This is a genomic window from Pseudocoprococcus catus (genome assembly GCF_019734885.1).
Lineage (GTDB): Bacteria > Bacillota > Clostridia > Lachnospirales > Lachnospiraceae > Coprococcus_A > Coprococcus_A catus.
In genome coordinates this window covers 1-12,675 of the sequence record NZ_JAAXCM010000049.1, presented here as the reverse complement: position 1 = coordinate 12,675, position 12,675 = coordinate 1, and the positions used below count along the sequence as shown (strand labels likewise).

Below are 12,675 nucleotides of genomic sequence, written 5' to 3'. Positions count from 1 at the left end.
TCTTCCCATTCATTCACTATCTATTCGACCTATCTGTTCAACTTGAATTCTGTTTCGCATAATGTATTTTATCACTAAATAGGGTTCTCTTCAATCTGTAGACGTCAAAAAAAGATGTCCCATCACTGTCAGATCCTGTCATCTATCATGGGACATCCTTTTCTTTTGTTCTTTTTCTGATGTTTATGCAAATTCAGGGAGTAGCTGCTGATTCTTCTGCTCAATTCCTGTCATACGATAAATAAAGCCCGGCAATTCTGCCATCTGTTTGTAAGTCATAGCCACCTGATTCTTCCCCAGGCGCTCTGTCTGTTTCAACAATGGGCTCAATATTGTATCTTTGGTGAAAAGATACGTAGATCGGATAGCCAGATCAAAAATCATATATTCCTTCTTGCTGTTCATCCGAAAGGCCTGACGCTCGTAATCCACAACAACCCCAGGTCTCATCTGATTGATCGTTAGCTGAAGATAAAAATCTCTCAATATACTTTCTCTGGAAGCAGCCATCCATTCATAATCACCATCCAGAATCTGTTCAAACTGCCTCTCTGACAGCTTCAGATAACTCTTGGAGATAAGGCCTTCTCTCCTGCACTTCTTCTCGAGAATCAACCGGTCCGTCTGCCAGTCGGTCATCATAATACAATAGCTGTCTGAGTTCCCGTGATTCACACTGACCGCATCTGACAGATAATTGATCTCTCTATTGAAAAATATCTTTCGTACAACAGAAATCCTGGCTGGTCTGAACTTCTTCTCTTTATGTAAAGTATTGATTATATTGTTATACTCCTTCTTTGGAATAATATTGTTCTCTTCATAATACATTTTGTCAAACACTTATATTCTCACCTTTCCCTTTCCAAACGGATGTCCTTCTCCTTCCATCCGCAGCACTGTCTGTTCTTGATTTGACATATTTATTGTACGATACAATTGTGTATTTCTCATGAGGAAAGGCTAAAATATTTCTAAAAAAATAAAGACTGCCGAAACAGTCTTTATCTTATATTTTAGAAATATTTTATTAGTTTATTTACGTTTGATGATTTCATGACGACCCGGTCCATTGGATACCATTGTGATCGGAACTTCCAGCTCTTTCTCAATGAATTCAATGTACTTACGGCAGTTCTCAGGAAGATCTTCATACTTCGTAATACCACGGATATCGCACTTCCAACCCGGTAATGTTGTATAAACAGGTTTTGCTTTCTTGAGCAGATGAGTTGTAGGGAAGTCTCTTGTCACTTCACCATCAATCTCATAACCGATACATACCGGCAGCTCATCAAGATAACCAAGTACATCCAGTACTGTAAGTGCAACTTCCGTCGCACCCTGTACACGGCAGCCATATCTTGAAGCAACCGCATCAAACCAACCCATACGTCTTGGACGGCCTGTTGTTGCACCAAATTCACCGCCGTCACCGCCGCGCTTTCTGAGTTCATCAGCTTCCTCACCAAAAATCTCAGATACGAATTCGCCGGCACCAACTGCACTTGAATAAGCTTTAACAACTGTGATAACATCCTTGATCTCATATCCCGGAATACCGGCACCAATAGCACCGTAAGATGCCAGTGTAGGTGAAGATGTAACCATCGGATAAATACCAAAATCCGGGTCCTTCAGAGAACCGAGCTGACCTTCAAGAAGAATTCTCTTATTCTCTTTCAGTGCCTGATGTAAGTATACAGATGTATCACATACAAAAGGTTTGATCATATCTCTATACTCAAGCAGTGTCTGATAGATTTCTTCCGGATCAAGCTTCTCCTTGTGGTACAGATGCTCGATCAGTACATTCTTAGTCTCTACAACACTATAAACCTTGTCCTTGAGGCCTTCCTCATCGAAGAGCTCATTTACCTGAAAACCAATCTTTGCATATTTATCAGAATAAAATGGTGCAATACCTGACTTCGTTGAACCGAAGGATTTGCCTCCAAGTCTTTCTTCTTCATAAGCATCTAATAAAATATGATATGGCATCAGAATCTGTGCACGATCTGATACAAGAATCTTCGGCATTGGTACATTTCTGGATGTCAGACTCTCCAATTCCTTAATCAGGTATGGGATGTTCAATGCCACGCCATTACCGATGACACTTGTGGTATGATTGTAAAAGACACCAGATGGCAGAAGATGTAATGCAAATTTGCCGTAATCATTAATAATTGTATGACCGGCATTGCTGCCGCCCTGGAAACGGATAATAATATCTGAATCCTCGGCCAACATATCTGTAATCTTGCCTTTACCTTCATCTCCCCAGTTCGCTCCAACGATTGCTCTAACCATAAACTAACTCAGCTCCTTATATGTTTTTACATACTCAATGCATGTATTTCTTTGTAAATCCTGTCTATAATACTCTATTATTTTATGCTATATTCCACCAAAAGTAAATAGCAGATTTACATTTTATTACTCTTTCAGTAAATCTTCCAACTGAACATTGAGACAATCTGCCAAAACCATCAGTACGCTAAGTGTTGGGTTGCATTTTGCATTCTCAAGATCCGATATATAGGTTCTATGCAATCCGCACATATCTGCCAGTGCCTGTTGAGAAACCCGGCTGAGTTTACGATAACGTTTGATGTTGTAGCTCAACCGCTGTTTCATCCTTTCTATTTCACCCTCTAGTTCAAGTCTTCGTTCATTCATGTGAAATGTCCTCCATGTGTATAATCCATCAATTTGGCATAATTAACAAAATTGACTTTTGTCAATGATCGAATCATTTTCCCATTCAATATTACCAAAAACCGAGTTTCATTTCAATAGTCCACTTGCAAAAAGTAACTTTTTTAGCAAACATTTTCTCCTTACAGGCATACAAAAACTGCTGTATATTCAGCGCCAAATCCGAATATACAGCAGCTATTATTTGATCAATAATCTGAACCGGTCCTAAAGGCCTGTCAACATATTACACCGATCAATGATAATTAGTTATATTTGTAGAAACCTTCGCCAGTCTTCTGACCAAGTTTACCACCACGAACCATCTTTCTTAACAGTGGATGAGGACGATATTTGGAATCGCCTGTCTCTGTGTAAAGAACATTCATGATTGCAAGACAGATATCAAGACCAACTAAGTCACCTAATGCAAGAGGTCCCATTGGATGGTTTGCACCAAGTTTCATAGCTGTATCAATACCTTCAACATCAGCAACACCGTCAGCATAGATACCAACTGCTTCATTGATCATAGGAATAAGAATTCTGTTTACAACGAAACCAGCAGCTTCTTTAACCTGTACAGGTGTCTTACCGATAGAAACTGAAATCTCTTTAATCTTCTCAACTGTTTCATCAGGTGTATTAAGACCTGCAATAACTTCGATCAGTTTCATAACCGGTGCCGGATTGAAGAAATGCATACCAACAACTGGTCTGTTAACGCCTGCTCCGATTTCTGTGATAGAAAGGGAAGAGGTATTAGATGCGAAGATTGTTTCTGGTTTGCAGATAACGTCTAATTCTTTGAACATTTCATGTTTAACGCCAAGATCCTCGTATGCAGCTTCAACGATCAGATCACAATCTGCACATTTATCCATAAGACCTGTTGTGATCTTACCTAAAATAGCGTCTGCTGCTTCCTGAGCCATCTTACCTTTAGCTACTTTCTTGTTAAGACCTTTCGCGATCTTCGCTTTACCGCCTTCTGCAAGTCTCTCAGAAATATCACATAATACAACTTCATAACCATCTGTCTGTGCAAATGTCTGCGCGATACCTGAACCCATTGTACCTGCGCCAATAACTCCTACTTTCATTGGACTAATACCTCCTATAACAAATATATAGCACACTACGGCTGTGCAGCAGCACAGCCGCTCTAATTATGTACTTAATAAATTAAGCGTTGATGAAGTTTTTCTCTTTACGTTTTGTAAGGAATGCATCCATACCTTCGATCTGGTCATGTGTCTTGAAGCAGCTGCCGAACAGTTTCTCTTCAAGTACGATAGCTTCGTCCATCGGAAGATCAAGACCTTCGTTGATAGCTTTCTTACAAGCACGAACAGCGATAGGTGCATTCTTAGCAATCTTATTAGCAAGCTTTTCAGCTGCTGGAAGTAATTCATCCTGTGTATAAACTTCATTTACAAGGCCAACTTCTTTAGCCTTTGCAGCATCGATATTCTTTGTTGAGTAAATGATTTCTTTAGCTAAACCAGGAGCGATGATACGAGCAAGTCTCTGTGTACCGCCGAAACCAGGTGTAATACCAAGTCCAGCTTCTGGCTGACCGAAGATAGCATTGTCAGAACAGATACGGATATCACAGCTCATGCAGATTTCATTACCGCCGCCTAATGCGAAACCATTAACTGCAGCAATTACTGGAATAGGGAATGTTTCAATCTTTCTGAATACGTCATTACCTTTCTTACCGAAAGCTTCACCTTCTTCTGGTGTTAATGTGCTCATTTCACCGATATCAGCACCAGCTACGAAAGATTTCTTGCCGGCACCTGTGATGATCAGTGCTCTGACAGCGTTAACATCTACTGCATCGAGAGCTGCATCCAGATCATTCAGAACCTCTGAATTTAAAGCATTAAGAGCTTTTTCACGGCTAATAGTAAGAATAGCAATATTACCTTTTACTTCATATAATACGGTTGACATTTTTTTAACTCCCTTTCTGTGTTGAATTTTTACCTTCATCCTTATTCTACAACACATTTACTAATAAGTAAATAGCTAATCTTCAATTTTACGAAATTTTTTAGATACTTCATGTAAAAAATCAGATTCTTTCCCTTTGTTTTACAGCCATTTTACCTATTTACAAATTTCAAAACGCAGAGGCCCAACCAATTTAAAAGTTAAGTATTTGTCAATTTCTCGCGTAAAAAAGCCTAAAAGCACCGATATTTCAACATTCCCCCCTCCAAAATTCCCTGTATTTCAACTGATCTGATCTGCTGCGATGTCCTTCCCTGAAGGATAACCTTCTGTCTATCCCCTTATCGTCATAATCCCTATATTTTCTATATTTTCATCTATCGTCAGCCTCTGTGAGCCGCCTTTTTATTTAAATTGTTCGCACGCCAATTACTTTCTGACACAAACAGATGCTGCTTATTTATTGTCGTTTTTTTGCCACAAAACAATACGATTGTCTGTCATTTTATTATCGAATCAGTTTTCTCACGCAGCTTCTCCCAAAATCAACTGTGACAAAAAACAAAAAAGGCAGAAAACAGAATGTGATCTGCTCTTGCCTTTAAAAAATGCGGATAACAGGAATCGAACCTGCACGGGGTACCCCACCAGATCCTAAGTCTGGCGCGTCTGCCAGTTCCGCCATATCCGCATAACATTATGAAATTATTCCCGAGCTGCATCCGCTGCATCTTTCAGGAAAGAAAAACAAGCCTTAACAGGCTTGTTCAAATGAGACATCCGGGGCTCGAACCCGGGACACCTAGATTAAAAGTCTAGTGCTCTACCAACTGAGCTAATATCCCATATTCTATTCAATTCACCCAATAAGCTGGGCTAGTTGGATTCGAACCAACGTAATGCAGGAGTCAAAGTCCTGTGCCTTACCGCTTGGCGATAGCCCAAAGTCCTGCATAAAACTTACATCAGTTCTATGAAGGTGGATACAGGGATTCGAACCCTGGGCCTCCAGAGCCACAATCTGGCGCGCTAACCAACTGCGCTATACCCACCATACCTCTTTGCAATTAAGCAAAGAGAAACGAGCCTGAAGGGATTCGAACCCCCGACCCACGGCTTAGAAGGCCGTTGCTCTATCCAGCTGAGCTACAGACTCATATTCAAAAAAACAATGTTATATTTTGATGTAAATCATACATCATCGGGGTGACAGGATTCGAACCTGCGACCTCTTGATCCCAAATCAAGCGCTCTAGCCAAGCTGAGCCACACCCCGTTTCATCAGCAGCGTATTCATCCGTGACGCAAGATATATTCTATATTACAAACACCAAAATGTCAACCCTTTTTTTAAATTTTTTTAAATTTTTTATTTTGCATGTATAATTCAGCAAAAAAGGCCTTTCTTCGGCACCTTAAAAGAAATATCCTTCCTAGAGATAATAGATTTCGATATTGAAGTCTCCCTTCCTGTTCACGTCAAGAATGGCATAGGAAGGTCTGCGGTTATCCTGTCTTGGCAGGGAGATACTTCCCGGATTAACAACCGTTACCTCTTCTGTATCATCCAACACCGGTCTGTGAATATGTCCAAAAAAAGCATACTCACATCCCTTTGCCTTCGCTGCTGCTCTCAGTTCCTCATAGCCGTAATTCACATAATGGTTATGGCCATGGGTAATAAAGACCTGATGCCGGCCGATTGTAATTACCTTCTCCCTCGGGAGCCTTGAGAAGAAGTCATTATTTCCTGCCACCATTTCAACCGGACAGGGTGCAATAGCCTCCAGATAGCCCTCACTGCCCTCCAGATCTCCCAGATGGATCAACAGATCAATGGGACTTACTTTTCGGATGACTTTTTCCATATTCTGATTTCTTCCATGCGAATCACTGACCAGAAGTACTTTCATATATCCCCTCTGCCTTCTAAAATAATGCTGTCATTTTTATTGGTCTTTTGCATTCAGATAAGCGCCTATAACCGGTTTAATGAGCTGCAGCGCCTTTCCTCTGTGACTGATGGCATTCTTAGCCTCTGACGACATAGAGGCTGTTGTACAGCCATATTCCGGCACATAGAAGATAGGATCATAGCCAAAACCATTCTCCCCTTCTTCCTTATAGCCGATACGTCCTTCTATCGTCCCTCTGACAACAGCTGTCTCCCGATCCGGAAAAGCTGCTGCCACACAACAAACAAATCTTGCCGTTCTTTGTTCATCCGGTACTCCCTTCAGCCGCTCAATAAGATGAGCATTCTTCACATGGTAAGACGTCTCTTCTCCCATATAGCGTGCTGAATAGATTCCCGGTTCACCATTCAGATAATCAATTTCAAGACCTGAATCATCCGCCAGAACAATCGCCCCTGTCATCTTTTCAATGGCCTCAGCCTTAATTGCCGCATTCTCTTCAAAACTGCTTCCATTCTCATCAATATCTGCTTTAATTCCTGCTTCTTGCAATGAAAAAATCTCCACAGGAAAATCAGAAAGGATTTCCCTGATTTCTTTCATTTTATTCTCATTGGTTGTTGCAAATATAATTCTCTGCATAATTTCTCCTTTATTCTGCATCATCCGTATAAACTTTGAGACAGGCATTGCATGCCGATGCAGTCTCCATATGGCTCCATAGATTTCCATTGTAACTCATGTAGCTTTCTCCATCGGTGATATCCGCCGCCGATGTCAGTTCATTGGATGCATACTCAATGGCAACAGGATGCGATGAACCCTTCGTATAAATCTGCACGATAACTGCAAATCGCTCTCCACCCTCCACAATCTGCTGATTCCTAAGAGGGATCGTGTAATAACCTTTGTCCTCGATATAACCGCTCTGAAGGAGAACTCTCCGATCCATATCCTCTATCCCCTCAAAATTCTCTACCAGATAAATATCGTAATATGTGTCAGCATCTGTCGCATAAAAACCTGCTGCCTGCACAGTGCTTGTTTGCTCAGCCTGATAGACGCTTGAAAACCATGCCAGCGGTTCATTATAACCAATTGATCCTGTCCATCCGAGAAGATCCGACTGATAAATCTGATCATAATTGTCCGCAGATTCCACACCTGTGTAGGCCACACCATAAACACCTATATTCTGATCATAATAAGAAATATAAAAAAATCCATTCTGGCCAAAATCTGCTCCCCAACTGTTCTTGCAAATGAAAGCCCCATCTCCTTCAGGCTGAGTCACAAAATTCTCCTTAGGATAATGATCATCCCATCCAATGATATCGATATCATGGTTGCATTCCTGTCTTTCCGGGTAATAATAGGCCGCATTCTCTTCACTGTAATATTCACTGAGTGACCGGATATCCGGCTGGGAATAAATGGCTGACTGAACAGCACCATAGGTCATGATCAGTTTTTTGATCTGATCAAAATCCCTCTCATTAATAATGACCGCATCCTGAAGATGTACAGCTGCACTAAGATCTTCTTCATACTTTCCATCGCCATATGGATCCTGTTTTTCTGTCACCGGACCCGTCCAGCTGGTCATATAGGCCAATGCCATATTATAATCCCCGCCATCATCCAGTCTGGCATTAAAACCATTATCCATCGCCAGATGATCCACTGAAAATTCCCATTTCTGATTCGGAAGCAGCGATGATTCCAATGCGGATAAGGCTGCAAATGCCCAACAGGTTCCCCAGCTTCCCTGATCTCTTACTTCTGAAACTCTTCCGTATTCTCTCAGGTCATATTTTGCCGGAAGCGGCTCCGAATCCTCCTCCGGCGTTTCCAATTTGGCTGTGTTCATCTCGTCATCCCACTGATACCCGTAACCAAAATAATCTGCCAGTTCATTGACTGAAAGGCATACGTTTCCGCTGTCATCCATTTCAACTGCGTCTGACTCCTTCCATTTGCCATCGATTTGAATCAGATTACGCCTGGTATCAATGATCCATTGCTTTTTATCTTTCGTTAATTCAATCTTGCCATCATCCAGCCAGGCCACTGTACATCTAAAAAGATCATTCACAAGATCCCCCGGAACCATTAATGCCATATTGTCCGACATCCAGATCTTGTCACTGTCATCTCTCTCAAATTTCTGGTCATCAATATAGAGTTCAATCGCTCTGCTGTTAATGTCCTCTGCCTTTATTGAATTGTAATGTCGTGTCAATTCCAAAGAATCCTGACCGCGAAATTGTGTGGCAGGCGTCCGCATCAATAGAAGACTCCCTATTCCCAGAACAACTGCCAAAATAATGAAACGCTTTAAGTGTTTCAATTGAACCTCCTGTTATCCACTTTCTTCGGTGGCTTTGGTCCCATAAACTGATAGAAATATGTTTTGATCATGCCATTATAAATCTTGCGATTTTTATCAGCCTTCCTGCCAATATAACGTTCTGCATCTTCATAGGAAGTTAATACATAATAGGACCAGCTGTCCAGATGTCTGAATGCATTGCCGATATCCGTATACAGTGCCGGTAGGGCTTCCTTCTCCTCAAGACGTTCACCATATGGAGGATTTGTAATAATAAAACCATATTTCTTCGGATGACGTAGCTCACTCACCGGACGCTGCTGAAAATGAATCAGATGATCCACACCTGCTTCTCTCGCGTTGGCCATGGCTACTTTGATTACTTCTCCATCAATATCATAACCCTGAATACGCATCTCCACATCATTGCGTATCAGATCATTCGCCTCCGTCACCGCATCGTACCAGCCCTTTCTAGGCAAAAGATGCTTCCACGCCTCAGCTGTAAACTCACGATTCATACCCGGTGCAATATTGGCACCGATCATAGCTGCCTCAATCGGAAAGGTACCGCTGCCGCAGAAAGGATCCACAAGAATACGATCTTTATTCCATGGTGTCAACATGATCAGGGCCGCCGCCAATGTCTCTGATACCGGCGCTTTGCCAGTCAGCTTTCTGTATCCTCTCTTATGAAGTGACTCTCCTGTTGTATCCAGTGCGATTGTAACTTCATCTTTAAAAATGAATACCCTCAGCGGATACTCGTCACCATCTTCTTTGAACCAATCCACTCTGTATGTCATCTTCAGACGTTCAACAATTGCTTTTTTCACAATAGACTGAATATCTGAACTGCTAAATAACTGACTCTTTGCTGTCGAAGCCTTCTTTACCCAGAATTTGCCGTTAACCGGGATATAATCTCCCCACGGAATTGCCTTTGTTGCTTCAAAAAGTTCATCAAAGGTTCTGGCTTTAAATCTGCCTACGCAGAGCAGAACTCTTTCTGCTGTTCTTAAAAAAATATTTGCCCGGGCAATAGCTGTCTCATCTCCTCTGAAGGTCACTCTGCCATCCGCCACATTGACAATTTCATATCCCAGTGTCATTATTTCTCTTTTAAGTACGGCTTCCATGCCAAAATGACATGGTACAACATATTCAAATGTATTATTTTTCATTCTTCTTCTCCTCTGTCTGCTCGGCTTCAATCTTTAGTATATACTTTTTATAATTTACAGGCAAGACACGCCTTGCGTAATTTCTGAATTTTTCCTTTTTATACAAATAAACGTCCTCTGTATGATAAAATTCCACCACCTATACTTAAAACATCCAGGCCTGCATCTGACATCTTTCTCCCGGCGATCATGCTGGCGGAACCATGACTGCAATAAAGAATATAATGTCTGTTTTCCGGAAGCTTCTCTATATATTGATCCAGAAATTGATAGGGCAAATTGATCGCACCTGCAATATGTCCCCTGTCATATTCTCCATGATTACGCATATCTATCACGACATAATCTGAAAATTTCATCAGCTTTTGCGCTTCCCTTGCAGAAATTAATTGAAATGCCATATTCCCTATAATCCTTTTATTTCTATCATATGTTATAAAGTATGTACTTGACGCAGGATGCTCTTTTTGATGTAATAAAATTCACATACAAACCAAAAGCTGCCGCAGTCAAATGGGCCGCGGCAGCCGTCTAAACTCTTTTACTTATCTTCTGAATGGCTTATCCTCTGAATCTTACGCATCTTCTGAATCTTCACTATTTCTTACAGCATCTCTGGTATTCTTGTAACTGTTTCTTGTGTTGTTCTTGTAACTATTTCTTGTGTCGTTCTCTGACTTATCTCTCGCATCGTGACTGCAATTCGTGCTGTTTGTACTATTCGCATTGTTACTGCAATCAGATGTCTTATTGTTGTAGCTTGTTCTACTCTTTGCCATACTATCAACCTCCTTTGTTATGGTACGAAAATAGTATGGCCATCATTTCGTTTTTTATGTGTTTTTCAATAAGTTTTTTTGACTCTGATCAGATATCTCAAATAACGGTATACCTCATCCTCTCCCCTAACAGCCAGCATCTTCAATAAGCGCTCTAAAAGCCTGCGTGTCTCGGGATGGATCGTAATATAATCTTTCGTCTTTTTATAGTATCTCCAGGGACTCATCGTTGTATACCTGTCTTTTTCATAAGTTTTGCATGCAGCCACACGATCTGCAAACATCTCAGCTACATATCTGACCGGCATCTTGATTCCAACAATACCAAGACTGCGATCCTTCGTCACATCCGTCCAATATTCATAATGATGTCTGTTTCTTCCCTTATGATGCAGCCATGCCTCTGAATAGCCCTTATCCTCCCTTTCAGCTGCATTGGGGCTTTTATTTCCCTGATAATATTCAACTCCTGTCTTAAACTCCGTCAGAGAATACTTCGAGAGATCATGGGTCAGCCCCTGCCAGTACAGCCCCATCCTGAAACATCCCTGCATCACCAAAATTCTATGCGTCGTAATTGTCTTAAAATGATGCCAAGCCACCAAAAGCTTCCTCATATCTGCAGCACCTCCATAAAAAATTTGTAAATACACAACACTCCTAATATCTGTGCGTGAGAGGGCGCTGGAAGGCCAGTGGACTTCCGTTAGCACCGACCGGAGTGAAACGAAGAGCTAGGTGCCAGTGGCGCCTGTTCAGCAACGACCGAGCCAGAGGCGAGATACGAACCCGTGATTATTCACAGGTTCGTATCATCCGCCTCGGCTCGTAACAAAAAGAGACAGGACATCTAGTCCTGTCTCTTTTTGTTACTAACGTGCGTGAGAGGATTCGAACCCCCGACACCTTGGTCCGTAGCCAAGTGCTCTATCCAGCTGAGCTACACACACATATCTGATTTTAAATGCCGGCGACCGGAATCGAACCGGTACGGACGATTAGGTCCGCAGGATTTTAAGTCCTGTGCGTCTGCCAGTTCCGCCACGCCGGCATTTGTCAATGCCTGCAAAGGCATAAATGCAAATTACTCTGCATTGAATGGAACCTATAGGGCTCGAACCTATGACCCTCTGCTTGTAAGGCAGATGCTCTCCCAGCTGAGCTAAGATTCCATATAAACGACCCAGACGGGACTCGAACCCGTGACCTCCGCCGTGACAGGGCGGCGCTCTAACCAACTGAGCCACTAGGCCATAATAGTCGTTTTTTGTTTGGACCAGAATTTATACCCGGGTAAAATGGACCTTCAGGGACTCGAACCCGGGACCGACCGGTTATGAGCCGGTTGCTCTAACCAACTGAGCTAAAGGTCCAAAAAGCCGATGATCGGACTCGAACCGATAACCTGCTGATTACAAATCAGCTGCTCTGCCAATTGAGCCACATCGGCACGAATAATTCTGACTAAATGACCTCGACGGGATTCGAACCCGTGTTACCGCCGTGAAAGGGCGGTGTCTTAACCGCTTGACCACGAGGCCATCAACTCCCCGAGCGGGGCTCGAACCTGCAACAACTCGGTTAACAGCCGAGTGCTCTACCATTGAGCTATCGAGGAAAGTTGAAAGGCTTGCACCTTCAAAACTGCATATCAACTAAACACATTCTTTAGAACCATTTTGGTCAAGCCCTCGACCGATTAGTAACAGTCAGCTCCGGACATTACTGCCCTTCCACCCCTGCCCTATCTACCTCGTCGTCTTCAAGGGGTCTTACTTCTTCCGAATGAGAGATCTTATCTT

Annotated in this window: 12 protein-coding genes, 14 tRNA genes and 1 rRNA gene; all 27 read right to left on the bottom strand. The window is 42.2% G+C overall.

The genetic code is table 11. The features are described from left to right. Positions 1–183: 183 nt before the first annotated feature. Entirely contained in the window at positions 184–843 is a 660-nt protein-coding gene (locus HED67_RS14020) for a VTC domain-containing protein (protein ID WP_178440512.1), read from the bottom strand. Positions 844–1,035: 192 nt separating this feature from the next. Beyond that, positions 1,036–2,313, bottom strand: coding sequence for an adenylosuccinate synthase (locus HED67_RS14015; protein WP_178440510.1), 1,278 nt, complete (start codon positions 2,311–2,313; stop codon positions 1,036–1,038). A gap of 126 nt (positions 2,314–2,439) precedes the next feature. After that, the gene (locus HED67_RS14010; RefSeq protein WP_178440508.1) at positions 2,440–2,682 is read right to left on the bottom strand and encodes a helix-turn-helix transcriptional regulator; all 243 of its coding nucleotides are present in this window, start codon (positions 2,680–2,682) and stop codon (positions 2,440–2,442) included. Between the two features lie 284 nt (positions 2,683–2,966). After that, the gene (locus HED67_RS14005) at positions 2,967–3,803 is read right to left on the bottom strand and encodes a 3-hydroxyacyl-CoA dehydrogenase family protein (protein WP_178440506.1); all 837 of its coding nucleotides are present in this window, start codon (positions 3,801–3,803) and stop codon (positions 2,967–2,969) included. Positions 3,804–3,885: 82 nt separating this feature from the next. Continuing rightward, positions 3,886–4,662, bottom strand: a complete 777-nt coding sequence (locus tag HED67_RS14000) for an enoyl-CoA hydratase-related protein (protein WP_178440504.1) — start codon at positions 4,660–4,662, stop codon at positions 3,886–3,888. A gap of 609 nt (positions 4,663–5,271) precedes the next feature. Then, positions 5,272–5,353, bottom strand: a tRNA-Leu gene (locus tag HED67_RS13995). 81 nt (positions 5,354–5,434) lie between these two features. After that, a tRNA-Lys gene (locus tag HED67_RS13990) sits at positions 5,435–5,507 on the bottom strand. 26 nt (positions 5,508–5,533) lie between these two features. After that, positions 5,534–5,606: transfer RNA gene (locus HED67_RS13985), tRNA-Gln, on the bottom strand. 34 nt (positions 5,607–5,640) lie between these two features. Then, positions 5,641–5,714 (bottom strand) — tRNA-His (locus HED67_RS13980). A gap of 30 nt (positions 5,715–5,744) precedes the next feature. Continuing rightward, positions 5,745–5,818 (bottom strand) — tRNA-Arg (locus tag HED67_RS13975). 45 nt (positions 5,819–5,863) lie between these two features. Continuing rightward, positions 5,864–5,938: transfer RNA gene (locus HED67_RS13970), tRNA-Pro, on the bottom strand. A 157-nt stretch (positions 5,939–6,095) separates the two neighbouring features. Next, positions 6,096–6,575 (bottom strand): metallophosphoesterase family protein, encoded by a 480-nt coding sequence (locus tag HED67_RS13965; RefSeq protein WP_178441572.1) that lies wholly within the window; start codon positions 6,573–6,575, stop codon positions 6,096–6,098. Positions 6,576–6,611: 36 nt separating this feature from the next. After that, positions 6,612–7,220, bottom strand: a complete 609-nt coding sequence (locus HED67_RS13960; RefSeq protein WP_221718688.1) for an XTP/dITP diphosphatase — start codon at positions 7,218–7,220, stop codon at positions 6,612–6,614. A 10-nt stretch (positions 7,221–7,230) separates the two neighbouring features. Further along, on the bottom strand, positions 7,231–8,928 hold the full coding sequence (locus HED67_RS13955) for a lectin like domain-containing protein (RefSeq protein WP_246612244.1): 1,698 nt from the start codon (positions 8,926–8,928) through the stop codon (positions 7,231–7,233). Next, complete coding sequence (locus tag HED67_RS13950; protein WP_215632296.1) at positions 8,925–10,094, bottom strand: THUMP domain-containing class I SAM-dependent RNA methyltransferase; 1,170 nt, start codon at positions 10,092–10,094, stop codon at positions 8,925–8,927. Before HED67_RS13950 ends, HED67_RS13955 begins: the two co-directional genes overlap by 4 nt. Before the next feature lie 98 nt (positions 10,095–10,192). Further along, positions 10,193–10,495 carry a rhodanese-like domain-containing protein gene (locus HED67_RS13945; RefSeq protein WP_178441575.1) on the bottom strand — a complete coding sequence of 101 codons (303 nt, stop codon included), beginning with the start codon at positions 10,493–10,495 and terminating at the stop codon, positions 10,193–10,195. Positions 10,496–10,669: 174 nt separating this feature from the next. Continuing rightward, the gene (locus HED67_RS13940) at positions 10,670–10,873 is read right to left on the bottom strand and encodes a hypothetical protein (protein WP_178441576.1); all 204 of its coding nucleotides are present in this window, start codon (positions 10,871–10,873) and stop codon (positions 10,670–10,672) included. 65 nt (positions 10,874–10,938) lie between these two features. Further along, entirely contained in the window at positions 10,939–11,490 is a 552-nt protein-coding gene (locus HED67_RS13935; protein ID WP_221718687.1) for a DUF5662 family protein, read from the bottom strand. Positions 11,491–11,749: 259 nt separating this feature from the next. Further along, a tRNA-Arg gene (locus tag HED67_RS13930) sits at positions 11,750–11,823 on the bottom strand. 15 nt (positions 11,824–11,838) lie between these two features. Next, positions 11,839–11,924: transfer RNA gene (locus HED67_RS13925), tRNA-Leu, on the bottom strand. Positions 11,925–11,972: 48 nt separating this feature from the next. Next, positions 11,973–12,045: transfer RNA gene (locus tag HED67_RS13920), tRNA-Val, on the bottom strand. Between the two features lie 7 nt (positions 12,046–12,052). Beyond that, a tRNA-Asp gene (locus HED67_RS13915) sits at positions 12,053–12,126 on the bottom strand. Between the two features lie 46 nt (positions 12,127–12,172). Then, positions 12,173–12,246, bottom strand: a tRNA-Ile gene (locus HED67_RS13910). Between the two features lie 4 nt (positions 12,247–12,250). Beyond that, positions 12,251–12,323: transfer RNA gene (locus HED67_RS13905), tRNA-Thr, on the bottom strand. 19 nt (positions 12,324–12,342) lie between these two features. Further along, positions 12,343–12,414 (bottom strand) — tRNA-Glu (locus HED67_RS13900). A 5-nt stretch (positions 12,415–12,419) separates the two neighbouring features. Beyond that, a tRNA-Asn gene (locus HED67_RS13895) sits at positions 12,420–12,491 on the bottom strand. A gap of 61 nt (positions 12,492–12,552) precedes the next feature. Further along, a 23S ribosomal RNA gene (locus HED67_RS13890) occupies positions 12,553–12,675 on the bottom strand; the annotation flags it as partial.

Coding starts and splice junctions, on each gene's coding strand:
- HED67_RS14015 (WP_178440510.1), bottom strand. CDS start 2,313: ATGGTTAGAGCAATCGTTGGAGCGAACTGGGGAGATGAAGGTAAAGGC.
- HED67_RS14010 (WP_178440508.1), bottom strand. CDS start 2,682: ATGAATGAACGAAGACTTGAACTAGAGGGTGAAATAGAAAGGATGAAA.
- HED67_RS13940 (WP_178441576.1), bottom strand. CDS start 10,873: ATGGCAAAGAGTAGAACAAGCTACAACAATAAGACATCTGATTGCAGT.
- HED67_RS13960 (WP_221718688.1), bottom strand. CDS start 7,220: ATGCAGAGAATTATATTTGCAACAACCAATGAGAATAAAATGAAAGAA.
- HED67_RS14005 (WP_178440506.1), bottom strand. CDS start 3,803: ATGAAAGTAGGAGTTATTGGCGCAGGTACAATGGGTTCAGGTATCGCG.
- HED67_RS13945 (WP_178441575.1), bottom strand. CDS start 10,495: ATGGCATTTCAATTAATTTCTGCAAGGGAAGCGCAAAAGCTGATGAAA.
- HED67_RS13965 (WP_178441572.1), bottom strand. CDS start 6,575: ATGAAAGTACTTCTGGTCAGTGATTCGCATGGAAGAAATCAGAATATG.
- HED67_RS13950 (WP_215632296.1), bottom strand. CDS start 10,094: ATGAAAAATAATACATTTGAATATGTTGTACCATGTCATTTTGGCATG.
- HED67_RS13935 (WP_221718687.1), bottom strand. CDS start 11,490: ATGAGGAAGCTTTTGGTGGCTTGGCATCATTTTAAGACAATTACGACG.
- HED67_RS14000 (WP_178440504.1), bottom strand. CDS start 4,662: ATGTCAACCGTATTATATGAAGTAAAAGGTAATATTGCTATTCTTACT.